Origin of the sequence: Chryseobacterium sp. MHB01, assembly GCF_034651565.1 — a bacterium.
GTDB classification, from domain to species: domain Bacteria; phylum Bacteroidota; class Bacteroidia; order Flavobacteriales; family Weeksellaceae; genus Chryseobacterium; species Chryseobacterium nepalense.
The window spans coordinates 33936-58948 of sequence record NZ_JAYEDA010000013.1; the positions used below are offsets into that span (position 1 = coordinate 33936).

At 36.8% G+C, this 25013-nt stretch carries 22 protein-coding genes; 4 read left to right on the forward strand and 18 right to left on the reverse strand.

Translation table 11 applies throughout. From position 1 onward, the window contains the following. Positions 1 to 31 precede the first annotated feature (31 nt). Both U9K52_RS17745 and U9K52_RS17750 read left to right on the forward strand, forming a co-directional pair. On the forward strand, positions 32 to 739 hold the full coding sequence (locus tag U9K52_RS17745) for a response regulator transcription factor (protein WP_322927591.1): 708 nt from the start codon (positions 32 to 34) through the stop codon (positions 737 to 739). A gap of 3 nt (positions 740 to 742) precedes the next feature. Further along, positions 743 to 2155 carry a sensor histidine kinase gene (locus tag U9K52_RS17750; RefSeq protein ID WP_263601874.1) on the forward strand — a complete coding sequence of 471 codons (1413 nt, stop codon included), beginning with the start codon at positions 743 to 745 and terminating at the stop codon, positions 2153 to 2155. Between the two features lie 51 nt (positions 2156 to 2206). Here the strand turns inward: U9K52_RS17750 and U9K52_RS17755 are convergent, their stop codons facing one another. After that, the gene (locus U9K52_RS17755; RefSeq protein WP_248389396.1) at positions 2207 to 4921 is read right to left on the reverse strand and encodes a carboxypeptidase-like regulatory domain-containing protein; all 2715 of its coding nucleotides are present in this window, start codon (positions 4919 to 4921) and stop codon (positions 2207 to 2209) included. A 189-nt stretch (positions 4922 to 5110) separates the two neighbouring features. Between U9K52_RS17755 and U9K52_RS17760 the strand changes: the two genes are divergently transcribed. After that, complete coding sequence (locus U9K52_RS17760; RefSeq protein WP_322927592.1) at positions 5111 to 5500, forward strand: helix-turn-helix transcriptional regulator; 390 nt, start codon at positions 5111 to 5113, stop codon at positions 5498 to 5500. A 116-nt stretch (positions 5501 to 5616) separates the two neighbouring features. Here U9K52_RS17760 and U9K52_RS17765 read toward each other — a convergent pair whose 3' ends face one another. Both U9K52_RS17765 and U9K52_RS17770 read right to left on the reverse strand, forming a co-directional pair. Next, positions 5617 to 6375, reverse strand: a complete 759-nt coding sequence (locus tag U9K52_RS17765; protein WP_322927593.1) for a GLPGLI family protein — start codon at positions 6373 to 6375, stop codon at positions 5617 to 5619. Positions 6376 to 6424: 49 nt separating this feature from the next. Next, positions 6425 to 6634 carry a hypothetical protein gene (locus U9K52_RS17770; RefSeq protein ID WP_322927594.1) on the reverse strand — a complete coding sequence of 70 codons (210 nt, stop codon included), beginning with the start codon at positions 6632 to 6634 and terminating at the stop codon, positions 6425 to 6427. A 588-nt stretch (positions 6635 to 7222) separates the two neighbouring features. Here U9K52_RS17770 and U9K52_RS17775 point away from each other — a divergent pair. After that, positions 7223 to 8104: a cupin-like domain-containing protein gene (locus U9K52_RS17775; protein ID WP_322927595.1), complete on the forward strand. Its 882-nt coding sequence runs from the start codon at positions 7223 to 7225 to the stop codon at positions 8102 to 8104. 119 nt (positions 8105 to 8223) lie between these two features. Here U9K52_RS17775 and U9K52_RS17780 read toward each other — a convergent pair whose 3' ends face one another. The 15 genes from U9K52_RS17780 to U9K52_RS17850 all read right to left on the reverse strand — a co-directional run bounded on the left by U9K52_RS17780 (position 8224) and on the right by U9K52_RS17850 (position 25007). Beyond that, positions 8224 to 8910, reverse strand: coding sequence for an NAD-dependent deacylase (locus U9K52_RS17780; RefSeq protein ID WP_322927596.1), 687 nt, complete (start codon positions 8908 to 8910; stop codon positions 8224 to 8226). 98 nt (positions 8911 to 9008) lie between these two features. Then, a complete protein-coding gene (locus tag U9K52_RS17785; protein WP_322927597.1) occupies positions 9009 to 9527 on the reverse strand; it encodes an O-acetyl-ADP-ribose deacetylase in 519 nt (172 codons plus the stop codon). A gap of 142 nt (positions 9528 to 9669) precedes the next feature. Beyond that, positions 9670 to 10224: an NADAR family protein gene (locus U9K52_RS17790; protein WP_322927598.1), complete on the reverse strand. Its 555-nt coding sequence runs from the start codon at positions 10222 to 10224 to the stop codon at positions 9670 to 9672. A 515-nt stretch (positions 10225 to 10739) separates the two neighbouring features. Then, positions 10740 to 11186 (reverse strand): GatB/YqeY domain-containing protein, encoded by a 447-nt coding sequence (locus U9K52_RS17795; protein WP_263601867.1) that lies wholly within the window; start codon positions 11184 to 11186, stop codon positions 10740 to 10742. Between the two features lie 120 nt (positions 11187 to 11306). Continuing rightward, complete coding sequence (ftsZ, locus tag U9K52_RS17800; protein ID WP_322927599.1) at positions 11307 to 13205, reverse strand: cell division protein FtsZ; 1899 nt, start codon at positions 13203 to 13205, stop codon at positions 11307 to 11309. A gap of 90 nt (positions 13206 to 13295) precedes the next feature. Then, positions 13296 to 14684, reverse strand: coding sequence for a cell division protein FtsA (gene ftsA, locus U9K52_RS17805; protein ID WP_263601865.1), 1389 nt, complete (start codon positions 14682 to 14684; stop codon positions 13296 to 13298). A gap of 21 nt (positions 14685 to 14705) precedes the next feature. Further along, positions 14706 to 15665 (reverse strand): cell division protein FtsQ/DivIB, encoded by a 960-nt coding sequence (locus tag U9K52_RS17810; RefSeq protein WP_263601864.1) that lies wholly within the window; start codon positions 15663 to 15665, stop codon positions 14706 to 14708. 143 nt (positions 15666 to 15808) lie between these two features. Continuing rightward, positions 15809 to 16186 (reverse strand): GxxExxY protein, encoded by a 378-nt coding sequence (locus U9K52_RS17815; protein WP_263601863.1) that lies wholly within the window; start codon positions 16184 to 16186, stop codon positions 15809 to 15811. Between the two features lie 117 nt (positions 16187 to 16303). Beyond that, positions 16304 to 17662 carry a UDP-N-acetylmuramate--L-alanine ligase gene (gene murC, locus U9K52_RS17820; protein ID WP_322927601.1) on the reverse strand — a complete coding sequence of 453 codons (1359 nt, stop codon included), beginning with the start codon at positions 17660 to 17662 and terminating at the stop codon, positions 16304 to 16306. 2 nt (positions 17663 to 17664) lie between these two features. After that, on the reverse strand, positions 17665 to 18321 hold the full coding sequence (locus tag U9K52_RS17825; protein WP_322927603.1) for a hypothetical protein: 657 nt from the start codon (positions 18319 to 18321) through the stop codon (positions 17665 to 17667). Then, the gene (murG, locus tag U9K52_RS17830; protein ID WP_322927604.1) at positions 18321 to 19475 is read right to left on the reverse strand and encodes an undecaprenyldiphospho-muramoylpentapeptide beta-N-acetylglucosaminyltransferase; all 1155 of its coding nucleotides are present in this window, start codon (positions 19473 to 19475) and stop codon (positions 18321 to 18323) included. Before murG ends, U9K52_RS17825 begins: the two co-directional genes overlap by 1 nt. Before the next feature lie 78 nt (positions 19476 to 19553). After that, positions 19554 to 20792 (reverse strand): FtsW/RodA/SpoVE family cell cycle protein, encoded by a 1239-nt coding sequence (locus U9K52_RS17835; RefSeq protein ID WP_248389420.1) that lies wholly within the window; start codon positions 20790 to 20792, stop codon positions 19554 to 19556. Between the two features lie 22 nt (positions 20793 to 20814). Continuing rightward, positions 20815 to 22152 (reverse strand): UDP-N-acetylmuramoyl-L-alanine--D-glutamate ligase, encoded by a 1338-nt coding sequence (murD, locus tag U9K52_RS17840; protein ID WP_322927606.1) that lies wholly within the window; start codon positions 22150 to 22152, stop codon positions 20815 to 20817. Between the two features lie 69 nt (positions 22153 to 22221). Then, positions 22222 to 23463 carry a phospho-N-acetylmuramoyl-pentapeptide-transferase gene (gene mraY / locus U9K52_RS17845; RefSeq protein ID WP_248389424.1) on the reverse strand — a complete coding sequence of 414 codons (1242 nt, stop codon included), beginning with the start codon at positions 23461 to 23463 and terminating at the stop codon, positions 22222 to 22224. Between the two features lie 83 nt (positions 23464 to 23546). Then, complete coding sequence (locus U9K52_RS17850) at positions 23547 to 25007, reverse strand: UDP-N-acetylmuramoyl-L-alanyl-D-glutamate--2,6-diaminopimelate ligase (RefSeq protein WP_322927607.1); 1461 nt, start codon at positions 25005 to 25007, stop codon at positions 23547 to 23549. Between the last annotated feature and the right edge of the window lie 6 nt (positions 25008 to 25013).

Genomic DNA, 25013 nt, shown 5'->3' on the forward strand with positions numbered 1-25013 from the left:
TTTTTCTATTTTTGTATAATTCCTTATGCTCATGAAAAAGATTATTCTCATTGAAGACGAAACAAGTGTGGTGTCCTTTATCAAAAAAGGACTTCAGGAAAGCGGGTATGAAGTTTCTGTAGCATTTGATGGGAAAACCGGCGTTCAGCTTGTACAGTCCAATGATTTTGATCTCGTTATTCTGGATATCATGCTCCCGGAAATGAATGGGCTCGATGTCTGCAAAGAGATCAGAAAAACCAATCAGCATGTTCCAATCTTGTTTCTAACGGCACTCGGAACATCTGAAAATATTGTCCTTGGATTGGAAAGCGGCGGAGATGATTATCTCGTAAAACCATTTAAATTTATTGAATTGGTTGCCCGCGTAAAATCACTTTTAAGGCGAAGTACCAACGGAAATACCGCTGAAATTGAAGAGCCCGAAGCAGGTCAGGAACATGTTTATCAGTTTTCGGATCTAATCCTTAATGATTACACTAAAAAAGTAACAAGAAACGGAGAGGAGATTTCACTTACCTCAACAGAATACAAGCTGCTGCTTTATTTTCTTAATAATCCTGAGAAAGTAATTTCCAGAGCAGAAATTCTTGATGCGGTTTGGGGAGTCAATTACGAACTCGGAACAAACGTTGTTGATGTTTACGTCAATTATCTAAGAAAAAAACTGGATAGCCAGGAAGATAATAAACTCATCCATACCGTTATCGGAATGGGATATGTTTTAAAAAAAAACTAGCGGATGTTCAATAAAGTTATTACCAATCAGACCAAAACAATGGTGCTCCTCATGCTGGTTTTTACAGCTATTATTTTGCTGTTCAGTGGGTTGGTGTATTTTTCTATTGTTAATTTTTCTCATCAGCGATTTTACGAACTTTTAAAAATCCGCACCACCACCATTATTCAGGTAGAAAAAAGCAAAGATAATCTGGATCTTCCCGAAAACTATATTCTGAACGGTCTGAATGATGAAGAGCTTCCGATGGAAAGAGACTATGTTTTTGCGGTTCCCACAGATTCTAATTTTAATAAAATTTCACAGGAAATTCATATTCCGTCTTCTTTTTTCAAAAATATCGTCAGAAAAGGAGAAGCAAATTACAATGACAAAGAATTTTATTATATCGGACAGACTTTCCGGCATGATGATAAAAGCTATATTGCGATTGCTTCAGCAAAAAACCATTATGTGGTATATTACCTCGGATTCCTGAAGAGAACATTGATCACCTGTATTGTGCTTTCGTTGTTTTTCAGCATGATTTTTTCTTTTTATTTATCTAAAACATTGTTTAAACCGATCCTGAAAATTACAGGAAAGGTAAAGGAAATCAGTTCCGAAAACCTTCATCTTCGCTTGGAGCCGCAACCGGATAATAAAGAGCTGAACGAGCTGGTGGAAACATTCAATGATATGCTGAACCGTATCGAAACGTCTTTTGAAACCCAGAACCACCTCATCGGAAATGTTTCACACGAATTAAGGACACCTCTCACTTCCATCATGGGTGAAGCAGATGTGGCGCTTTCGATTTCAAGAACCAATGCTGAGTATAAAGAAACACTCGGAATCATCCTTGATGAAGCCGAAAAACTGGATAAAAAAATTAATGCGCTTCTGATGATCGCACAAACAGGATTTGACGGTAAGATCCAGAAAATGGATAAAGTACGGATGGATCAGCTGCTCTGGGATGTTATCGAAACTTTACGGAGAATTGATGTAAGAAACAATATTTTTCTTGATATAAGCATGCTGCCCGATAATCCTAAAAAGTTAAAGGTTCAGGGGAACGAACAGCTGCTTCATCTTGCAGTTACCAATATTATCCAGAACGGATGTAAATATTCGAATTTCCAGCAGGTAAAAGTTTCTCTGGGTGCTACTGATAACGATGTTTATATTATCGTTAAAGATAACGGAATCGGTATTCCGCAGAAAGAGATGAATAAAATCTATGATCCTTTTTTCAGAGCCTCTAATACAAAGAATTATGAAGGGTACGGAATAGGGCTTCCTTTAGCCAGAAACATCGTCAGAATGCATCATGGCGAATTGATTGTAAGTTCCTACGAAAACCAGGGAACAACCGTACAGCTGCGCTTCCCGAATTTTTACAGCACCTTGCAGGAAAATGAAAGGGAAAGCTGAGAGCCTTCTAATCATAAAAAAACCAATCTCATTAAGATTGGTTTTATTTTTTTATTTAAAGTTGAATTTTACGGTAAACATTACCTGGCTTGGCCTCAACTGTATTCTTGTGTAAGAAATACTTTGCGGATTGATATCATAAGTTTCAAATACTTTTTTATTGGCTATATTCATCCACTTCAGTTCAAAATCAATTTTCTTTTTAGCCCATGTAAACTGGTAGGAAACATCAAAGAATCCGTTAGTATATTTTTGATCAAGAGCACTTGTATTCACCTGATCCCAATTGAATCCTATCGTATGATTCTCAATCGGATAGAAGAAAACACCTAAGTTATGATTATATCCGCTTCTGGAATTTTCATTATTCAGCTGAGGTGTATTACTTTTACTTACCTGTTTTGTCTTTGAGATATTAAAATTATAATCAATACTCATCCAGCTGAAGTAGGTATTGTTGAATTTAAATCCGTAAGACTGAGAATTATTTCTGCTGGTATAGGCAAACCCGTTCTGATAAGCGTCGGATTTCGAAGTATTGTTGCTGTAGCTTAATGAAGCATTTGTTTTAAATTTCGGGAAATATTTACCAACTTCAGTGCTGTATCCGTTATTCAGTACATGATTTTCCTGCTCTATGTATTGCATGATGGTATAACCCGAATTATTTCTTATCGGAGACGAAATAAGATTTCTTTTGGCATCCGAAAATCTGTAATTCACGTTAAAGAATAAGTTGTTCAGCGGATTTCTATATTCAATTCTTGTTCCTGCAGATTTTGTATTATTCTGAGGAATAGGATTATTGGCAGCCATTGCGTTAATTCCGTTTGGAGAAGTCATCAGGAATCCGGAATAAGCGGTATTAACTTCGCCAAAGTTATTATTGATATTGGCATTTACAGAAGCCTTCCAGAAAGATGCAAATGTATATTGTGCAAAAACATTGGGTTCAAAAGTTACTTTGTTTACGGTTTTCGATACCAATCTTAAAGGATCTTCAGCTTTAATATTATTGGAGTTTACCGGGAAGTTGGCATACACCATCCAGGAATCATTTTTATAATTCACCCCAACACTTCCGTAAGGAGTTGCAGTGGTATAAGTAAGGTCATTACTATATGCTGAAAGCGGAGTAGTATCAGAAGACGGAACCGTTATTATATTTGAAAGATCAGATACAAGATCTGTTGTTTTAAAATTGAATCCTATTTCCGGAGTAAACGTCCATCCTTTTGTAGAAAAGCCGATATTGGCAGAGTGGTTGGCTTCAAATGTTTTCAGTCTCAGGCTCTGTCTTACAACACCGTTTCCTGAAGGGGTAAAAAAGCCAGGTATTTCAAGATAGGATGCCGGCGAAACTTCAAGAGTCTGCCTGTCTGTCTGATAATTAATAAATGATAAAACATTTACCATTTTTTCTTTCCATGGAACAATCGTACTTAATGAATTCTGGAAAGATGTTGTAGGAGATTCAATAGCTTCCTCACCATGTCTGTTAGAATTCGTCAAAGAATTTGTTCTGTCTGCAATTCCTCTGTCTGCATTCCAGAATTGTGAGAAGCTGGTAGTATTTTTAAAGAACCCTTTTTTAGCATTTTTCGTAAATATCAGCTCTCCTTTCGCTTTATCGGTATAAAAGTTATTAAATATATTTTGGGTAACAGTAGACGCCGGTTCATCTGTTGTGGCAAAATAATCTGTTCTGCTGTAAGATTCTCTTTCCACTGCATTATTCGTGTAGTTGGCATTGGCTTTCAGTTCCCATTCTTTTTTCTTGTCAATATTGGTAAGATAATTGGCAGACAAATAATGAACATTATTCATCAGATACCTTTTTACCGGAAGATTAGGCGTGCTTGCATTTTCCACATTCAGCCAGTCATTCTGGGAGGCATTAATTCTTCTTCCCTCAAACCTGTTTCCGAACGCAAGAATATTTCCTTCATTTTCCACCTGCTCTCCCATATTATTGGTCTTGTAGTTGACTACCCACTGGCTCTTCTGTCCGAAGAACATCGGCGTAAGCTTAACGTTCCAGAGCCAAGGATCTCCAAAACCTGTTCCTACTTCGCCTCTTCCCGTCATGGTAACGGAATTTTTAAGCTTGATGTTGATCGCTGCCTGATCCGAAGGCACTTTATCCTGAAGGATTTTTACAGGCTGGTGATTTTCAAGAACTTCCACTTTTTGTACGGCATCCTTCGGAAGCGAGTTGTTGATCGTTCCGTAGCCGCCTTCCATAAGGTCTTTTCCGTTAACGTAAAACTTATTGATGGCATTACCCTGATAAAGGATGGTTCCATCCGTATTCACTTCTATGCCCGGAATTTTTTTCATTACATCAGCAAGTGTTCTGTCGCTTTTACTGTCAAAGGCTTTAAGGTCATAGGAGATGGTATCACCTCTTGCCGTAATCATCCTTGTTTTCAGCTGCACTTCTTTGATTTCCGTAGCCTCGCCCTGCATTTTGAAGTTTGCGGTCTGATCGCTGTTGCTGATCTGCTTTGTTAACGGTCTTTGATTGAATGCCTTTACCTTCAGGTCTACATTAGACTCCGAAGAGGTGAAAGTTACTTTGTACTCTCCCTTGGAATTGGTAATTGCATAAGCAAGGATGGCATCTTTGCCCGGTTCTTCTATGGTAACACTGGCGCTGGGAATTGCCTGGCCGTCTTCATCCGTAATTTTTCCCGAAACAGTTTTCTGTGCGAAAGAAAGAACGGAGAAAAAAATCATGACGAATAAAGTAATTTTCAATTTCATAATTTACTATTTATGCTATTAGTTAGTCGTTAAAGCTTTTTGTTACACAATAAGAAAGATTGATATAACAGGAAGAAGTTAAAAAAGAATTTTATCACTACAAATATAGTTGTAATTTCTTTTACCTTTCTCTTTTTTATGTATATAGGGAATAAAAATTTATATTGTTTTTATTGATTATTTGGCTAAATGTATAAATTTGTAAAAACAGATTTAAATATGGGAGTAGGAACCAACCTGAAAAAACTTAGAAGCAAGACCAAACTTTCTCAGCAGGAAATTGCGGATATGCTTGGGCTGGACAGAAATACGTACACCAACTGGGAAAACGAAGCAACCGACATTAAATCCAGCTATATTCCAAAACTGGCTGAGATTTTCGAGGTGAGTATTGTTGATCTTTTCGAATCAGGAAATAAACAGTCTAATTATAATAATCTTGAAAATGCTGAATTAAAGGACAACTCTATTGGCCAAAAAGATATTCAGCAGGGTATTATTATCAATATCACCGATTCTGAAGCGGCAAAAGTAATTAGTATGCAACTCGAAGAACTGATCAAAAGTCTGAAAAAATAAGTCGGTTTCTTTATCTGACATATGTGTTTTGAGCCTTAGTTTTAAGGCTCTTTTTTAAGAATACAAAAATTTCAAGCTTTTAACAACCTTTGGATTCATAAAAATTACAAAAACAATTATTCAAAGGGTTTTAATTCAAGAGGATTATTATACATTTTTTTCTTTTTATCAAATATTTCCTGAGTTTGCTTCCTCATTTCTTCATCCATTTGTGGAAATCCTGCAAGGGTAAATTCCATGTTATATCTTGCCTGAAGATAATTTTTCTTACTCATCAATTTATAAGATGAAAGATTATAGTTAAATTCTTCGGTATTTTTTTCAACTTTTATTGCTGTAAAATGATAATCATCTCTCGTATCATATAATTCAAAGATTAATCCTGGTAAGCCCACAAATTTATAAGGTCCTAAAGACTGAGGATAATCTTTAGAAAAATAAGCAATCCATCTTCTCCCAAACTTGTTTGTTGCTGCCATTTGACATTTTACTCCATTAATGATTTTTGTATCGCTATACAAAACCCATCGTAAAGGCTCATTTTCTTCATAACGAACTTTAGATTCCATTGTAATAGTAAAAACTGTAGTTTTATTATCAACTTTAATAACTCTTTCCTGAAAATAGTCACTAATCGCTCTTGTATCTACTCCTTTACTCTCATATCTACCTGTGTCATTTAAATAATTTTGTGCCGCACCAAAATAATAATCCTGAGAGTTTCCTACCAAAACAAATCTTTGGTTATGATAATATTTTTCACCCAATTGGAGCTTAGAGTCATAAGTTACTTTTATAGTAGGATCAAATGATAGTTTTTGAGAAAAAATAACCGAAAACATTGATACAGCAAAAAATAAAAAAAGTTTTTTCATATTAATAATATTGAAGATAGGCGGAATAATTCCGCCTATCAAATTAATTTTAAGGATTAATGGTCACATCAGGTCTTATTCCACATTCGACTTCATTAACTGAAGCAATGTAGCTTGCCATTTGATTATAAGTCCAATCACCTGTAAATGTTGTGTAATGTTTGACTCCGCAAGTTGAAGTCCAAACCGCTTGAAGAGTTTTCGCAAATGCCATAACGGAAATTCCGATCATGACACAAAATAAAATTTTCTTTTTCATAAAAATGTTTTTTAGAATCGTTAATACTTAATTTCCCAAGCTGCACAATTTTGTCTAGAATAAATGGTACAGTTGGATGATGCATCAGTATGACCGTTTGAAAAATACAGTTGGCAGAATGCCGTCCTGTTCGCGAGTTTCTCATTTGTGTCATTTCACAAACGTAAGAATAATTTTTAGGAGGAGAGTATAAGAAAACCAGCAAATTATGCTCTGTTTTTTATGCGTAAAAAATGAAGATTTTTGCAAAAAGAAAAATTTATTATAAAATCACATTTCTTGTTCCGTGCTTTTGTCAACAGTTTGCTGTCATAGAAAATTATTTTTAAAAATAGTTGCTTTAATCATATTTTATCAACTTTTTAAGAATTAGCTTTATCGGATAAAGTTTTTATATTAGCACTAGATGGATCTTTTTTGTTCATTATTGTGTTTTGATACCCTGTAAACTTTACAGGGTATTTCGTTGTAAGAAAATTTTATTTAGAATAAATAGGTAAAAATGATTTGAATCATAGATTAAAAAAAGCTTAAATCTGTTAACATATATTTTTATTTAATAATTTTGTAACATTAAATTTTAAACAAATGGGAATCAATTTAAAGCCTATTGATATTGTAGATGACATTACAAGAGAAGAGTTCATTGAAAAATATCTTAAGCCCAGAAAACCTGTGGTGATTAAGAATATGGCGAGAAAGTGGCCTGCTTATCAAAAATGGACCATGGATTACATGAAGCAAGTAGTAGGAGATGTAGAGGTTCCGTTATATGACAGCAGCAAGGCTGATCCCGCCGCTCCCATTAACGCATCTGCCGCAAAAATGAAGTTTACAGATTATGTGGATCTTATCCAGAGAGAACCTACAGATCTCAGAATTTTCTTTTTCGATCCTATCAAGCACGCCAAAAAATTACTGGCAGATTATATTTCCCCTAAAGATCTAATGGGCGGTTTCCTGGACAAATATCCCTCCATGTTTTTCGGTGGAAAAGGATCTGTAACATTCCTTCACTATGATATCGATATGGCGCATATTTTCCATACCCATTTCAACGGAAGAAAACATATTCTTCTTTTTGATTACAAGTGGAAAGAAAGGCTTTATAAAATCCCTTATGCTACCTATGCACTTGAAGATTATGATATCGAAAATCCCGATTTTACAAAATTTCCTGCACTGGATGGAGTAGAAGGCATAGAATGTTTCCTTGAACATGGTGATACTTTGTTTATGCCAACCGGATGGTGGCACTGGATGAAGTATCTGGATGGAAGTTTCTCCATTTCCCTGAGAGCCTGGGACAAATCCTGGGCTGTGAAAGCACATTCTTTGTGGAATCTTACGGTACAAAGGAAATTTGATGATGTGATGAAGAAAAACTTCAAGAAGAAATACATGGACTGGAAAGAAAAGGTGGCCGTTAAAAGAGCCGAAATCGCATTGAAAAGAGGATTGCCCAAATAAACAACTTAAAAGAGACTGCCTTAATAGACAGTCTCTTATTTTTTATATATTATTTAATATTTTATATATTGAGGATCAATAAAGTCGGTAAGCCAGACCCGCTTTTACCGTATTGTCCATCAGGCAAGATTTATCAATTTATCAAACAAAAGTTTCATCCCCTGTGTTGCAGTCTCTTTCATCACAACAGCTCTTTGTCCGTACCCAAAACCGGTTTCATTAGGGTTGATCACTATTAAAAGGCAGTCGTCTTTAATATCATGAAGCAGCCCGGCCGCCGGATAAACCTGTAACGAAGTTCCGATGACCAGAAAAATATCAGATTCTCTAGCCATTTTTGTAGCTTCCCTCATCAGAGGGACATCTTCCCCGAACCAAACGATAAACGGCCGTAATTGTGCCCCGTCTTCGGCTTTATCACCAATATTGATGTCGCTTTTCTGTTCGTAGACTAGGGTTTTATCATTGCATGAGCAGGATTTAAATAACTCGCCGTGAAGATGTAAAATATTCGTGGAACCTGCTCTTTCGTGAAGGTCATCAATATTCTGAGTTATGATCTGAACATCGAAATATTGTTCCAGTTCTGCTAATAACCGGTGTGCTTCATTAGGCTCTACCTCATGAAGCTGCCGGCGTCTCTGGTTGTAAAATTCCAGGACTAATGCTCTGTCTTTTTGCCATCCTTCAGGACTTGCTACATCTGTGATGCTATGATTTTCCCAGAGACCATCTCCGTCTCTGAAGGTTTTTATTCCGCTTTCGGCACTGATTCCGGCACCGGTTAATATGGTTAGTTTTTTCATTGGTTTTTTATTTTTAAATACAAAGCTCGCGAAGATTTTTTACTGGCAACTGTTTTTAAGTTCGCAAAAGCGTTCTAATTAACAAAGCTTACAAAGACTTAATCTGTAATATTCTTTAATAAAGTTCTATAAATTTCCTCATTTTCCTCATCAAAACAAACGAAGATTACTTTTTCCAGAATTTCTGATTTGAAATTTTTTACCTCTTCAGTTGCAATTTTGCCTGCGAGCTCCTTTGGAAATCTGTAAACTCCGGTACTGATGTTAGGAAAAGCAATGGTTTTTACACCAAGGCTTTCTGCTAATATCAAAGAATTTTTATAGCAATTTGCCAATAACTTTGAACATTTTTCCTCATCTCCATCCCAGACCGGGCCAACGGTATGAATGACATATTTTGCAGGAAGATTTCCCGCAGTGGTCACAACAGCTTCACCGGTATTGCATTTACCCTGTTGGTTTCTGATCTGAATACATTCTTCTAAAATTTGTTTTCCTCCGGCACGATGAATGGCCCCGTCAACTCCGCCTCCGCCTAATAATGAAGAATTGGCAGCATTTACGATGGCAGCTGTTTCAATTTTGGTGATGTCGCCTTTTATTAATTCAATTTTCATGTTTTTATTTATTGAGTTTGATTGCTCTTGTAATTTAATTATAAATAAGGTCTGCGAAGATCACTTTACACTAACTGCTTTTAAGTATGTCAATGTAAGCTAATTACATCTCATTATTCAGATCAGACACTTCCGATATTGTTTACAGTTCTTTTTTTATTCTTAGTTCATCTCTTACTTCCATTAATGCAAATCCCAGAAGATTTTCGCCATTCCATTGTGCCGGATTTTTAGCTTTAGGATCTGTTTCCAACATTCCGATTCCCCAGATGGTATCGTAAGGACTTGCTTCAACCAATATCTTATCCCCGGTTGAGAGCAGGAATTCTTTGAACGTTTCATTTTGTGAAAATTTTAGTAGATTTCCCTGCTTCACAATATGGTATTTATGTTCATCCCAGATTTCAGGATTAAAATTTCTGGTTTTTCTTCCTAAACTTTTTGCCAGGTTTGGAGTTTCAGAGTTTAAAATCTTTTCTAAAATTTCAGTATCATTGAATAATTTTGCCTTTCCTGCCATCATGTAATGCTCGGCGGTTTTATATATAACCTCTTCTTCTTTGAATTGTAAATGAAACCACTGACTAAAGCAAGCCTTGGTAACTTCATCTTTAACAGTATGCCCCCAAAAGAATAAAAATTCAAGATTTTCATTTTTGTTAAAACGATCGACAATGCTTTCTAATGTATAGGTCATGATTGCGTTATTATTACACAAATTTAGTAAAACGAAAGTTGAAGCTCCAAATTTATTTGTGTTTATTTTACGCTAAAAATATAAATGTTTGATTTTCAATATGTAAATTTCATCAGAATATATTTTAATATAAAAAAGTAATTCGAATGATCAAGAGAACACGAAAGAATAAGAGTAATATTTCCCGCAAAACAACAATTAATGTAATGTAAAATACAAAATATGTTTTTAAGTTAAAATATACCATTTATTGATATTGATTATTAAAAAACAATTATCTTTGATCCAGATTCTGAAAACAATACCATGAAAAAAAGTATTTAACCAATTCCCTCAGAATTAATTGTTCAATTCTTATGAGTTGAGCTATTCCTAAGGAGAAAAATAAATGAAGCCCGGAACTGGAAAGGTTCCGGGCTTCTTAATCAAATCGATATGCAAAGGTTGAATATCCTTATAAAAATTGATCTTTTGGGCTGTAGCTGATTTACTATATCAACTCAAAAAATCAATACCTAAGAAAGCAGCTTTTTAGCCATCTCGGAGATGCTTTTTCCGTCAGATTTTCCGGCTAAAGATTTTGAAGCTACTCCCATTACTTTTCCCAAATCTTTCATGGATTCGGCTCCTGTTTCAGCAATGATGTTTTTCATTTCTGCTTCCAGTTCCTCGGCAGAAAGCTGCTTCGGCAAAAACTGTTCAATAACTTTCATCTGGGCTTCCTCCACTTCCGCAAGATCATTTCTTCCTTGTGCAGTAAACTGTTCTGAAGAATCTTTACGTTGTTTTACCATTCTCTGGAGTATCGCAATTTCCTGCTCTGCAGTAACTTCTGCTCCTCTGGCTTCTGTTTTAAGCAATAATATTTGAGATTTTACGGCACGAAGAGAATCCAGAGCCACTTTGTCTTTCGCTCTCATCGCCGTTTTTATCGCTTCGTTTATAGTATTTTCTAAACTCATGTCAATATTTTAATTTGAAAATTTGAAAATGAGACAATTTGAAAATGCAGATGCGTTTTAATGTGATTCTGCCATTGAATAATTTTCAAATTCTCAAATTGCTACATTTTCAAATTTAATTTAATCTACATCTTTATTTAAAAACCTGTTTTCCCTGATCTGTATGTTGCCGTTGTTGTCAGACAGATACGTGTTAATATTCTGTTCTGAGGCATTGGTCCCTTCAATAGATATATTTTTTCTCTTAAAGGCCGGAACGGATTCAAACTCGCTGGAGCTGTCGAAGCTCTGGTAACGTGAATTGAATTCTTTTAGCTTATTTCTGCGTTCCATTACTCTTTCCTGATCTACGGTTTTATTCACAAACGTGAACTCTTCTTCTTCTTCGGGTTTTGTTGCCTGCTTTTCAGATTGAGTTTCTGCAACGGGCTCTTCTTTCAGATGCTGAAAGAAATGCTCTACTTTCTGAAGAGGCTCTTCTGTAAGCTGGTTTACCTCGGTTGAAGAAGTAAATTCCGCTTTCGGGCCGAAATCTGATTTCGAATCGGTATTTTTCGACTCATTTACAAAAAAACTGAATTCAACAGGCTTTTCTTCTGAATATGATCTATTGGAAGAATTTCCGCTTTGTGGTTCTTCTTTTTTCTGATCAAAATCAAACTTGAAAGATTCTATTTCAAGATCATTCGGATCTTCTGGTTCCTCATCAAGAGAAAACAGGCTGAATGACTCTTCTTCTTCATTTTTCCAGCTTTGTTCCGGTGTATGAATCGTATCTTCCTCTCTGTCAGTGAATTTTATTTCTGTTCTCGCAGGTTCTTCTTCAATAGTCATTTTTTTTTCAGATGAGGAACTGAAGAATGGAGCATCATTGTCTTCGTCATCAAGTCTGAAAAGACTTTTGCCTCCGAAATCATAGGACTGCTCGGGTGCGTCTTCTCTTTCCTGTCTTGTTTTGAAGGGAGACTCTTTAGGAGTATCAAAACTATCGTTCAGGCTGATTTTAATTTTTTCTGTTGGCCCGGAGAATTTTTTATTGTCATTTGAAAAACCAGTAGCGATTACAAGAACGCTTACAGAATCTCCAAGTTCTTCATCAGAACCAACCCCAAAGATAATATCTGCGGTATTTCCGGCTTCTTTCTGGATATGATCCATAATTACCCCGATCTCGTCCATCGTTACTTCTTCCACACCGCTTCGGATCAATAAGAGCACGTTTTTAGCGCCGGTGATTTTATTATCATTCAACAATGGAGAATCCAGAGCTTTTTTAACGGCTTCTTCAGCTTTATTTTCACCTGAAGCCACTCCGGTAGACATCAACGCTGTTCCTGAATTCTGAAGCACGGATTTAGCATCTCTAAAGTCAATGTTTACGTCAAAATATCCGGTGATTACTTCAGCCATTCCTTTGGCTGCATTGGTCAACACCTCATCGGCTTTTGAGAATCCCTGTTTGAAACCAAGGTTTCCGAACTGCTGTCTTAATTTATCATTATTGATAACAATCAGGGAATCTACGTTATTTCTTAATTTATCAAGACCATTTTCCGCCTGCTCCAGTCTTCTTTTACCTTCAAAGCTGAAAGGAACGGTAACAATCCCTACCGTAAGAATTCCCATATCTTTTGCTACTTTAGCAATAACGGGAGCTGCACCGGTTCCTGTACCACCACCCATTCCGGCAGTGATGAATACCATTTTTGTATTCTGGCCCATTGCCGCTTTGATATCTTCGATGCTTTCGATAGCAGATTTTTCTCCCACTTCAGGATCAGCACCGGCTCCGAGACCTTCTGTAATAGTAGTTCCCAACTGCACTTTATTGGCAACAGGATTATTATCCAAGGTTTGTGCATCGGTATTGCAGATCACGAAATCTACCCCGTGGATTCCTTTTTCGTACATGTGTTTTAGGGCGTTGTTTCCACCGCCTCCAACACCGATCACTTTTATTATTGATGAATTTCCTTTTGGCAAATCAAATGAAAACCCCTGTGTCCCTATATTTTCCATAACTATACTTTTATAATTATTATTGATAATTGATTGATGACCACTGATAAGGAAAAGATCATGCATCGCTTATCGTTTTATCATTTATATTTATTCTACTTCCTCAAAGAATTTTTTTACTTTTTCCATGAGCGACTGCCCGAAAGTCAGTTTTGCTGCTTTTTTAGACTGCTGTTCGCTAACGTTATGCTCCGGCTGTACGGTTTCCGCCTGCTGTACATTCTCCTGGATGGTTTCTGCAACAGGTGTTGTGGTTTCAGCTTTTGTTTCTACAGGCTCCTGAACCGTTTCCTGAAGCTCAGCATGCTGTTTTTTGTCCCTGATTTTTAAGCTTTCCATTAATAAACCGATGGAAGTAGCAAATTCAGGTCCCTTAAGATACTGATTTTTATCGTTTGCGATGTATTCATTGGCAAAACCGATTCTGCTGTCAAATCCCGTGGTATAGTTTGCCAGCTGACGCAGATGTTTAAGGTTCGATCCGCCTCCTGTAAGTACAATTCCGGCAATAAGCTTTTTCTTTTGTTCGAATGCGCCGTATGCCTTAAGTTCTGTATTCACCATTTCCAGAATTTCTTCTACTCTGGCATTGATAATCTGTGCCAAAGTTTTGAGTGAAATCTCTTTATCCGGTCTGCCGTGAAGCCCCGGAATGGTTACATAGGTACTGTCTTTTTCAAGCTCAGGAACTGCTGAACCGAATTTTACTTTTAACTGTTCCGCATGCTTTTCGATGATAGAACAGCCTTCTTTAATATCTTCGGTAATTATTCCGCCACCGTAAGGAATTACACAGGTGTGACGAATAATATTATCTTTAAAAATAGCGATATCTGTAGTTCCGCCACCGATATCTACGATGGCTACTCCGGCTTCTTTTTCTTCTTTAGTCAGTACAGCTTCCGAAGATGCTAAAGGTTCCAGGGTAAGAGCTTCCATTTCAAGACCTGCTTCACGCACACATCTTGCAATGTTACGGATGCTTCCCATCTGTCCTACCACTACGTGGAAGTTTGCTTCCAGACGTTTTCCGTGCATACCGATCGGCTCTTGAATTTCTCCTTCGGAGTCTACTTTATATTCCTGGGGAAGTACATGGATTATTTCTTCACCGGGAAGCATGACCAGCTTCTTGACCTGATCTTTTAATGCTTCAATGTCATCATCTGTGATGAATTTGTCCGGATGTTCACGCATAATATAATCAGAGTGCTGCAGAGAACGGATGTGTTTTCCTGCAATCCCTACCGTTACTTTACGGATAGGAACTCCTGCGCTGGACTGTGCTTCAGACACAGCAGCTTTGATTGAATTAATGGTCTGCGAAATATTATTCACAATACCTTTGTGAACACCAAGACTCTTAGCCTTCCCTACACCGAGAACTTCTATTTTCCCGTGTGCATTCCTCCTTCCGACAATCGCGACGATTTTCGTCGTCCCGATGTCCAGACCTACTGAATACTCTTGATTTTCCATTGTTTATATCGATTTGATTTTTTATTCTATTTTAATTTTCGCCTTTGTTTTCGGCTTTACTGCCGTAGATTTCTTCTCTGTTTTTTTTATTTCTTTTGGCTTGGTTACTGTTTTTGGTTTTAATGAAGAGGAAGTTGGTTGGTTAGTCTTTTTTATTTCTGCCGGTTTGGGCTTATCGTCGGCTTTCTTTACCGGAACTAATGAAGCTTTTGCCAGTTCTTTATTTCTTACATTCAGAATACTGTCATTTTCTTTAAAATAAGGATTTAAAGTGGTGACAATCTGGTTCTGATATTTTACCGATACCATTTTGTATTTTTCGGGATCCTGGTAAACAAGATATTTTTCTACAAAGGTTTTAAAACCTTTTACTTTAAATTCAATATTGTCCAGATCTCCGATTTCTACTTTATAATTACCTTCGCTGGTGAGCAAATTGTAGTCGCCGTTATCTTTTGAAATACCGATGAAATATTTCTTACTGAAATCATCTTTATCGATTTTTTCGACAAGCTCAGCCAGTTTTTTATATTCGTCCTTCTGTACATCTCCCGTTACCAGCATGCACGGATGAGAGTATGTTTTAGAAATGGGAAATTCTATTCCTTTTTCGTCTACATAAAAGTCACGCCCATTTTTATTAAGCCTGAAAACAGGAACTCTTTGCTTGATATCCAGGTTCAGTTTCCCGTTCAGATTAAGGTATACATTAGCGCTGTCTACAGCAGGAAGGGCATTGATCTTCTTTTCCAGGGCAGGAATATTAAGATCCCCCACTTTTCCGGAAGGGTTTTCTTTTTTTACAATTTCCCGGATATCTTTTTCATCAATAAAATAAACTGGTGTTTTCTCACTCATTTTTACAGAAATTTTATTGTCCGTAATCTTCTGTCCACTGAATTTCTTCAATGAGAAACTCAGCAGAAACCCTAGAATGATTACTGTAATGGCAATTTTTAATATTCTGTATTTATTTTTCATTTTTAAATTTTTTAACGCTAAGTTCGCAAGGCTTTTTTCTATTATTATTTGTTACTTTTTTGCTCGCAAGGGCGTTTCACTCAGCGAATGTTAGCTGAAAACATTTACTATTTATCCTTTTATTTGTGCTGTTTACCAGGCTTTTATAATTTATTTACTACTCTTTTTACTCCGTTTTTAAATAAGCTAGAATGAAAATTTAAAATCATCCCTAATTTCATTTCTGTAATTCTTAAATAGTTAAGAAGCTGAAAGAAATGATACGTATTAATTTCCGGAGCAGCTTTTATTTCAATAATAACTTTATTTTCAATCACCAAATCCGTTCTGAATGCTTTCTCAATTAGCAAATCTTCATAATTGATACTGATATCTTTTTGACTCTCAATTCTAAGTCCACTATTTTTCAATTCGTAGATTAAGCATTGCTCATACACATTTTCATAGAGTCCTATTCCAAGTTTTCGATGCACTTTCATCCCTGCATCAAAAACTACATTTGATATTTCATTTTCTGTCATCTTGTGTTTTTTTATTCCTAAATGATATTTCCAGTTATCATTTGCTAAGTGAAACGCCCCTGCGAACGACTTTATAGGAGTTATATAAATTCCGTTGCGCTCGCTGCGGTTATTAAATTAATATTTACTCATCCACTCACAAACAGGATCATACAGCGTATCAATATTTCCTGCGCCTACGGAGAGAAGGATGTCAAATTCTCTTTCTTTTATTTTACTGAAAGCATCACTTAATGTTGAAACTTCCTTTTTATCTAAAGTCACTTTTTCCAGGAGCCAGTCTGAAGTAATGCCTTCAAAATTTTCCTGAAGTTCTCTTGCCGGATAAATATCAAGCAGGATTAATTCATCGGCCTGACTCAGGCTTTCTGCAAAATCGTCAGCAAAATCTCTTGTTCTGCTGAACAGGTGCGGCTGGAAAACCACCAGCAGTTTCTTTTCCGGGTAAAAAGTTCTGATTGAGCTCATTACCGCATTGATTTCAGTCGGGTGGTGAGCGTAATCGTCAATGTAAATTTTACCGTTCTCATATCTGTGTTTGGTATATCTTCTTTTAATTCCTTTAAAATTGATAATTGCTTTTTTCAAAGTTTCAAAATCGACTTCCAGATTATGAAGGATTGCCAATGCCACGGTCGCATTTTCCACATTATGGATTCCCGGAATTTCCCAGGCAAAATCTTTTACTGTTTCTTCCGGAGTATGAAAATCAAAATAGATCGTATCATTCTCCATACGCAGGTTATCAGAATAATAATCTGCTGTTTCATTTACGGCATAGGTGAGGTGTGGTCTTCCGATGTCAATCCCTTTTCTTACAAAAAGCTGTTTGTCGTCCGGAACCAATGCGGCAAATTGCCTGAATCCCTCTTCAATGGTGTCTTTGTCGCCATAAATATCCAGGTGATCTGCATCGGTGGAGGTGATCACTGCCCAATCTGGAGAGAGATTAAGAAAACTTCGGTCATATTCGTCTGCTTCTACCACAGAATATTGAGTCCCATTATACAGAAAGTTTGATTTGAAGTTCTCGGAAATTCCGCCCAAAAAGCAGGAGAACGGCAAATTCGCTTCTTTACATAAATGCGAAACCAAGGTGGAAGTTGTTGTTTTTCCATGAGTTCCTGCAACAGCGATACAGTCTGTATTTTCTGTAATTAATCCCAATACTTTTGCGCGTTTCAGAACTTCAAACTTATTATCATTGAAATAATCCAGAATGCCCAAAACTTTGATGGCAGGTGTATAAATTACCAAAGTATCATCTTTCTGCAGTGAGGTAATTCTTTCGTCAATAATATCATCAAAAACAATATCAATTCCTTCATTCATAAGAGCTTGGGTAAGCTTGGTGTTGGTTTTATCATAACCAGACACTTTTTTGCCCGAAGCATGGAAATACCGTGCCAGAGCGCTCATCCCAATACCTCCGATGCCCACGAAGTAAAAATTCTGATATGTATTTAAAATGTTCATTTTTAATATTTGTTTAAATATCTGACAACAATCCAAAAAATAACTCCGATTATTGAACAGATTAATATATTCCTACCTTGTTTTCGGTCTTCTTCCTTATAGACATAAGCAGATTCTCCGTTTGATAAATTTCTCTTGTAAGACATTATCGTATACCCTATTATAATACCTAAAAAGCCTCCAACAAATGCAAAGAAATAACCTAAGTAAAACCACAGTTTCGGAACTTCAGCTTCTTTTGATAATTCCTCTAATCTTTGTTTTGAAATAACCGTAAGAACTTCCGGACTAATTTCTTTTCCTCTTTCTTTTAAAATTTTCTGAGCCAGCAAGTAATCAAATTTGCTCCACTCTTCCTTCTTTAGTATAATTTCGATAAGCTCCTCATCAGAATATTCAAAAAGATAATAATCTCTTTCAACATTTTGCACATCATTTTCTACAAGCTTTTCCTCTAATTCTTCAACTTTATTAAAATTCTCTTTTTGGATTTTTAATTCAAATTCCTGATTGTTGACATCTGCTCCAAAGCTTGAATCTAATCTGGAGGAATTGTCGGCCAATTCATAATCAATATGATTAACTTCAAGAATTTTAATTAATTCTAAAGCATCATCCTTATAAATAAATTTTCTATATGTAGAAAGTGTGGCTGACATTATTCAATTATTTTTAAAATCTCGTCCACAATCTCTTTAGCCGCATTTGGCTTAGCAAAATATTGCAGATTCTGAGACATTTCTTTTCTTATATTTACATTTTCACAGATTTCTGAAAGCGTATTCCAGAATTTTTCCTGCATTTCAGAGTCTTTTACCATTCTTGCGGCATTCTTTTCCACCAGATTCATTGCATTTTTGGTTTGATGATCCTCTGCTGCAAAAGGAAAAGGAACCAGCAAAACAGGTTTCTGTGCTACTGCCAGCTCTGAAATGGCAATGGCACCCGCTCTGGAAACAATAACATCTGCCGCAGAATATGCTGTTTCCATATCTTTGATGAATTCTTTTATCTGTATCTGGTTGCCGGTTTCTGGTTGTTGGTTATTTCCATCAACGGACAACTGAAGCTCATCAACAATTTCTTTATAATCCAGTTTGCCCGTCTGCCAGATCAATTGATACCCTTTTTGTTTCAGGTTTTCAAGATTTTCTTTCCATCCGTTATTTAATGTTCTTGAACCTAGAGAGCCACCGACTGATAGAATCGTTAACTTTTCTTTATCAAGACCCATTTTTTCTTTTGCCTGGGCTGTTTGTTGCATTCCCGAAACAATATTTTCGCGGATAGGATTACCCAGAAAGTGTATTTTATCTGCCGGAAAGCCATCTACTTTCGGGTAGGCAGTAAATACGGCTTTTGCTTTTTTGCTCAAAATTTTGTTGGTAACGCCTGCATGGGCATTCTGCTCCTGAATAAAAATCGGGATTCCCAATTTGCTTGATTCATACAAAGCCGGTCCGCTTGCAAAACCGCCTGTTCCTATCGCGAAATCGGGAGCGAAACTTTTAATGATCTTTTTAGATTTAGATAAACTTTTTAAAATCTTAAAAGGCAGCCCTAAATTAGAGAGGATATTTCCACGGTTGATTCCGGCAATATCAATGCCTTCTATTTTGTAGCCGGCCTGAGGAACTTTTTCCATTTCCATTTTGCCGTTGGCTCCAATGAACAAAAATTCTGCATCCGGAAATCTCTTTTTGATTTCGTCTGCAATAGCAATAGCCGGGAAGATGTGTCCTCCTGTTCCGCCTCCGGATAATAAAACGCGGATGGCTCGTGGCTTCTGGCTATTGAATGATTGATTGTCCATTTTTTATTTTATCTGTTTTAAATTTGACAGGATTTGCACCCTATCCTGATTTATGTCCTTTTGAGACTCTTTTTTTATTTAAGCAATGTCGTTTATTTCTGCAATGCTTTGCTTTTTGCCCAATCCTTCTTCATCATAAATCTGGATTCGTGAGCTTATATTTAAAATTATTCCCAGTTGTAAATAGGTTACCAGCATGGATGTCCCCCCATAGCTGATCAATGGCAACGGCTGGCCAGTTACCGGGATCAGATTGACGGCTACCGCAATATTTACGGAAAGCTGTATAAAGATCATTACCCCGAGACTGAGCACGAGCAACGATCCGAAAAATGCCGGCATTTTACTGGCAATCATTACAATCCTGATCATCATAATTAAATACATACTGATCAGAAAGGCTGCACCTATTACTCCATATTCTTCAACAATTACCGCAAAAATAAAGTCGGAAGCAGACTGTGGAAGCATTTGTTTTAATGCGCTTTTCCCGGGTCCCATTCCTGTTATCCCACCGTGGACAATGGCTGCTTTAGCCTGCATTACCTGATAGTTTTTAGCTTTTACACTTTCATCGTCTACATCGGCCGACTTCGCTTTGCTTGAAGTAAAAGTTTCGATACGGCTCATCCATGTGTGTACCCGGTTTCCTCCGATGAGGTTTGTGTTGAGTGCAATAATCAAAAACAATACAATTGCAATAAATGATGCGGAGATGAATCCTGCAATATATTTCCAGTGAAGCTGCCCGATAATCAATACAATCACAGAAACCATCAGGATCATTAATGCCGTAGATCCGTTATCTTTTGCAACAAGAACAAAGACAAGGAGAATAGGGCCAAAGATGTACATGATATTTTCAATCGGAAGCCTTTCTCTTGTGATTTTTTTGGTCAGATACCTGCAGAGATAAATGATCAGCATAAGGAATGCAAAAGAAGAAGGCTGGAATGATATCGGCGTGCCCGGAATTTTCAACCATCTTGAGGCACTTGCTCCATCGATGGTTTGCCCGGTAAACATCGTGACAATGAGAAGAATAATCATTAAACCAAGCAGGATGCTGCTGAGCTTTCCGATGTATTCATATTTTACCATTCCGACCACTCTCATGATCGAAAGACCTAAGACTACGAAGAACATATGCTTGATCACGTGACCTGTTGTAGTCCCGTTATTTACGATATATTCCAGATTTGAGCTTGCAGAATATACAGGGAAAATAGAGAAGATGGAGATCACAAGAATGACCATCCAAAGTACTTTATCGCCCTTCAGGAATTCAAATCTGTTTTCTGTATCTTGTTCATTCATATTTAATGCTGTTAGCTTTTGGCTAATTGCCACCTGCTTTTAAAACCTGCTGTTTAAATTGTTGTCCCCTGTCTTCATAGCTTTTAAATAAATCAAAGCTTGCACAACATGGTGAAAGTAAAACCATATCTCCTTTTTTGGCCAGTGATTTTGATATCTTTACTGCTTCTTCCATGCTTGAAGTATCGTAAATAAATTCTTTTTTATCCCTAAAGAAGTTGATAATTTTTTCATTATCAATGCCTAAGCATACAATTGCTTTTACTTTTCTTTTGACTAAATCTTCAATTTCGGTATAGTCATTTCCTTTATCGATTCCGCCAACAATCCATACGGTTGGATTTTTCATACTTTCCAAAGCGTAATAGGTTGCGTTGACATTGGTCGCCTTGCTGTCATTGATGTATTTTACGCCATCAATCTCTGTCACAAATTCCAGCCTGTGCTCAACGGCCTGAAAAGTCATTAGCGAATTTCTAATGCTTTCATTATTGATTTCCAGAATCTTACCCGCAATTGATGCAGCAAGACTATTGGCTACATTGTGATTGCCAAGAAGAGATAATTCCTCGATTTTCATTGAGAATTTTTCTTTCATTTTAACCATAATATTTTCATCATCAACAAAACCTCCTTCAGACAGTTTCTCTTTGGTGGAAAAAGGAATCATTTTCGCTTTAACCTCCAGCTTTTCAAGGATATTTTTGCTCATTTCATCATCTTTATTGTAGATGAAGAAATTGTCATTTTCCTGATTTTCCGTTATTCTGAACTTTGCTAATGCATATTCTTCATAGTTGTAATTGTACTGATCCAGGTGATCCTGTGACAAATTCAGCAATAAAGAAATATAAGGTCTGAAATTCTGAATATCATCAAGTTGGAACGAGCTTACTTCCAATACATAATAGTCGTACTTTTCGTCGGCAACCTGTTTAGCAAAACTGTATCCGATGTTTCCTCCTAAGCCTACATTCAATCCGTCATTTTTCAGGATATAATAGATTAAGGACGTCGTAGTTGTTTTCCCGTTGCTTCCTGTAATCGCGATGATTTTGGCATCGGTAAATTCCGAAGCAAATTCAATTTCCGAGGAAAGTCTTATTCCCTTATCGTGGATCTTATGAATGATGTCTGCCTTTTTAGGAATTCCCGGGCTTTTTACAATCCAGTCTGCATCCAGAATTCTTTCTTCATGATGGTTTCCTTCTTCAAATTCAATTTCATTATCCGTAAGAAACTGCTTATAGTGATCCTTAATAGACCCCTGGTCTGAAAGAAAAACTTCCAGACCCTGTTTTTTAGCCAAATAAGCAGCGCCACAACCGCTTTCTCCTCCTCCTAAAACAACTATTTTCATACTTTTTTGCTTTATGCTGTAGCTATAAGCTTTAAGCCTGATGCTTATCGCTTATTGCATACCGCCGGTTTATCTCATCTTTAATGTAATGAGACATACAATTGCTAACATTACCCCTATGATGATCATCCTGTTAACGATTTTGCTTTCATGAAAACCGCCTTTCTGATAATGATGGTGAAGGGGTGACATTCTGAATAATCTATTGTTCTGGGCATATTCAAGCCCGTATTTTCTTTTTCTGTATTTGAAAACAATCACCTGAAGCATGACGGAAATGTTTTCTATTAAAAAAATTCCGCATAATACAGGAATCATCAGTTCTTTTCTCAGAATAATTGCCAGAACGGCGATTACACCACCCAGCATAAGGCTTCCCGTATCTCCCATAAACACCTGGGCAGGATAAGTATTGTACCAGAAAAAACCGATTACAGCTCCTACCATGGCGACTACAAAAATGGTGGTTTCACCCATGTTGGGAAGGAACATAATGTTCAGATAATCAGCGAATATGATGTTTCCTGAGAGATAAGCGAACAATCCCAATGTGAGTAAAATAACGGTGCTGGTACCTGCAGCAAGACCGTCTATTCCATCAGTAATGTTGGCACCGTTTGAAACGGCTGTTACAATGAAAATTACAATAGGGATGAAAACAACCCATGCCCATTCGTGGGCATCTTTATCATTCATCCAAAACAAAATTCCGCTGTAGTCGAATTCATTATTTTTTGCAAAAGGAACGGTGGAAACGGCAATCTTTTCGGTAGGCATAAAGTTTTGCTCTACATTGTTACGGTTTACCACTTTAGCGTCCAGATATTTTCTTTTTACGGTAATATCGGGGTGAAAGTACATTGTAACGCCTACAATCAGACCCAATCCCACCTGACCTACGATTTTGAACTTTCCACTGAGGCCGTCTTTGTTCTTTTTTATTTTTTTCAGGTAATCATCAAGGAAACCGATGGCGCCCATCCAAAGGACTGAAACAATGAGAAGAACAATATAAATATTGGTAAATTTTGTAAACAGCAATACAGGAATCAGCGTGGCCAGAATGATAATTAGCCCTCCCATAGTAGGAGTTCCTTCTTTTTGCTTCTGTCCATCTAAACCGAGATCACGTACCAGTTCACCCATTTGTTTGGCTCTCAGATAATTAATGATTCTTTTTCCATAGATAAGAGCAATGGTTAAAGAAAACAGTACCGCCATTCCCGCTCGGAAAGAGATGTATTTCAACAATCCAAGTCCGGGGACATGGATTCCGTGGTTGGTTAGATATTCGTATAGATAGTATAGCATTTTTTCAAATTTTAATAAATGATAAATGATGACTGATGAATGATAAAACCAATTAACATTTATCAATTATCGATTATAAATTTTTACTTGCTCATCAATTTCCAAAGTTCATTAATGGTTTCTTTATCATCAAAATGATGTTTCACACCATTGATTTCCTGGTAGGTTTCATGGCCTTTTCCGGCTACGAGAACAATATCTTTCGGTTCAGCAAATTTTATCGCCATTTTAATCGCTTCCTTCCTGTCAGGAATGGAAGTATATTTGCTGAAGTTCTGGGGTTCTACACCCGCTTCAATTTCTTTGATAATGGCTGCAGGATCTTCCGTTCTCGGGTTATCTGATGTAATAATCGCCAATGTTGATTTTTTGGTGGCAATATTTCCCATTTCAGATCTTTTAGCGTGATCCCTGTCGCCTCCACAACCGAAAACTGTGATCAGTCTTTCGTTTTTTGTCCTAATGTCGTTGATGCTGTCCAGAATGTTTTCCAAAGCATCCGGAGTGTGAGCATAATCTACAATAAAAATGATTCCGCCGTCTGATTTGAACGTTTCAAACCTTCCTGAAACCCTTTTTAGCTGGCTGATGGCCTGCAGAATTTCTTCCTGCTCAAAACCAAGCTCTGAAGCTATCCCAAACACCAGTAGTAAATTATAGACATTAAATTTTCCCGTCAGCGTTGTCCAGAATTCTTTTCCGTTGAAATTCAGCAGCATTCCGTTAAAATCCACTTCCAGCAATCTTCCGTGATAGTCGGCCATTGTCTTTAAGGCATAAGACCTTTTTGCTGCCTTTGTGTTTTGAAGCATGACGTTCCCGTTTTTATCATCAATATTTGTGATAGCAACGGCGGTTCCATCCAGCTCATCAAAAAATCTCTTTTTTGTTTTTAGGTACTCATCAAAGGTTTTATGATAATCCAGATGATCGTGGGTAAGATTAGTAAATCCGGCGATTTTAAAATGGAGGCCTTCAATCCTGTTTTGGGCAATACCGTGAGAGCTTACTTCCATGAAGGCAAATTCACAGCCTTCTTCAACTGCCTGAGCCAGAATTTTATTAATAGTGATAACATCAGGTGTTGTATGGGTTGCAGGAATGATCTGGTCTGCAATTCTTATCTCTACTGTAGAAAGCAATGCAGAATCATAGCCTAAATTTTTGAAAACATCAAAAAGTAAGGTAGAAACGGATGTTTTTCCATTGGTTCCTGTAACACCGATTAATTTTAATTTTTCTGAAGGATTTCCGTAGAAATTAGAGGCCAGCTGGCCCAGCGCTTTAGATGAATCTTTTACTTTAACATAAGTAATACTTTCATCCAGAATTTCCGGAAATTCTTCACAGACAATAGCTTTTGCGCCTTTTTCTTCAGAAGCTGCAATAAATGAATGTCCATCCACAACCGTTCCTCTCATTGCGATATACAAAGAGTTGTCCGTAACCTTTCTGCTGTCGAAAACCAATTGTGAAATTTCACGGCTGTCATCACCATGAATTTCTAAAACTGGAATTCTCTTTAATAATTCATTTAACTGCATTTATAC

Coding starts and splice junctions, on each gene's coding strand:
- U9K52_RS17790 (WP_322927598.1), bottom strand. CDS start 10,224: ATGACCTATACATTAGAAAGCATTGTCGATCGTTTTAACAAAAATGAA.
- U9K52_RS17770 (WP_322927594.1), bottom strand. CDS start 6,634: ATGAAAAAGAAAATTTTATTTTGTGTCATGATCGGAATTTCCGTTATG.
- murD (WP_322927606.1), bottom strand. CDS start 22,152: ATGAAAATAGTTGTTTTAGGAGGAGGAGAAAGCGGTTGTGGCGCTGCT.
- U9K52_RS17785 (WP_322927597.1), bottom strand. CDS start 9,527: ATGAAAATTGAATTAATAAAAGGCGACATCACCAAAATTGAAACAGCT.
- murC (WP_322927601.1), bottom strand. CDS start 17,662: ATGAACATTTTAAATACATATCAGAATTTTTACTTCGTGGGCATCGGA.
- ftsZ (WP_322927599.1), bottom strand. CDS start 13,205: ATGGAAAATATAGGGACACAGGGGTTTTCATTTGATTTGCCAAAAGGA.
- U9K52_RS17755 (WP_248389396.1), bottom strand. CDS start 4,921: ATGAAATTGAAAATTACTTTATTCGTCATGATTTTTTTCTCCGTTCTT.
- U9K52_RS17825 (WP_322927603.1), bottom strand. CDS start 18,321: ATGTCAGCCACACTTTCTACATATAGAAAATTTATTTATAAGGATGAT.
- U9K52_RS17780 (WP_322927596.1), bottom strand. CDS start 8,910: ATGAAAAAACTAACCATATTAACCGGTGCCGGAATCAGTGCCGAAAGC.
- U9K52_RS17775 (WP_322927595.1), top strand. CDS start 7,223: ATGGGAATCAATTTAAAGCCTATTGATATTGTAGATGACATTACAAGA.
- U9K52_RS17835 (WP_248389420.1), bottom strand. CDS start 20,792: ATGAATGAACAAGATACAGAAAACAGATTTGAATTCCTGAAGGGCGAT.
- U9K52_RS17795 (WP_263601867.1), bottom strand. CDS start 11,186: ATGAGTTTAGAAAATACTATAAACGAAGCGATAAAAACGGCGATGAGA.
- U9K52_RS17750 (WP_263601874.1), top strand. CDS start 743: ATGTTCAATAAAGTTATTACCAATCAGACCAAAACAATGGTGCTCCTC.
- U9K52_RS17760 (WP_322927592.1), top strand. CDS start 5,111: ATGTATAAATTTGTAAAAACAGATTTAAATATGGGAGTAGGAACCAAC.
- U9K52_RS17810 (WP_263601864.1), bottom strand. CDS start 15,665: ATGAAAAATAAATACAGAATATTAAAAATTGCCATTACAGTAATCATT.
- U9K52_RS17765 (WP_322927593.1), bottom strand. CDS start 6,375: ATGAAAAAACTTTTTTTATTTTTTGCTGTATCAATGTTTTCGGTTATT.
- mraY (WP_248389424.1), bottom strand. CDS start 23,463: ATGCTATACTATCTATACGAATATCTAACCAACCACGGAATCCATGTC.
- ftsA (WP_263601865.1), bottom strand. CDS start 14,684: ATGGAAAATCAAGAGTATTCAGTAGGTCTGGACATCGGGACGACGAAA.
- U9K52_RS17850 (WP_322927607.1), bottom strand. CDS start 25,007: ATGCAGTTAAATGAATTATTAAAGAGAATTCCAGTTTTAGAAATTCAT.
- U9K52_RS17815 (WP_263601863.1), bottom strand. CDS start 16,186: ATGACAGAAAATGAAATATCAAATGTAGTTTTTGATGCAGGGATGAAA.
- U9K52_RS17745 (WP_322927591.1), top strand. CDS start 32: ATGAAAAAGATTATTCTCATTGAAGACGAAACAAGTGTGGTGTCCTTT.
- murG (WP_322927604.1), bottom strand. CDS start 19,475: ATGGACAATCAATCATTCAATAGCCAGAAGCCACGAGCCATCCGCGTT.